The organism is Paenibacillus farraposensis, from assembly GCF_020736845.1.
Classification (GTDB): Bacteria; Bacillota; Bacilli; order Paenibacillales; family Paenibacillaceae; genus Paenibacillus; species Paenibacillus farraposensis.
The window spans coordinates 1-246 of sequence record NZ_JAFFQR010000021.1 but is presented as its reverse complement, the minus strand read 5'-3'; the positions used below and the strand labels follow the sequence as shown (position 1 = coordinate 246).

Sequence of the window (246 nt, the reverse complement as noted above, 5' to 3'; positions counted from 1 at the left end):
ACGGCCAATATCAAAGGTCTCTAACAGTTCGTCTATGGTCTGGTTCTTAAATTCGCTCCCACGATCCGTATGAAACCACTGAATGTCGCTCAAATCGCCCTCTACCGTGGCAAAGGCACGGGAAATCAGAGCAGCATCTTTGTTGGGACCTGCACTATGGCCAATGATTTCACGATTAAATAAGTCGATCAGTACGCAAATGTAGTGCCACTTGTGCTGAACTTTCACATAAGTTAGATCGCTGAC

General features: G+C 45.9%; 1 protein-coding gene. It reads right to left on the bottom strand.

The window, feature by feature from the left end:
- On the bottom strand, positions 1–246 hold a 246-nt coding region (locus JO375_RS05250; RefSeq protein ID WP_229523467.1), incomplete at both ends, for a DDE-type integrase/transposase/recombinase.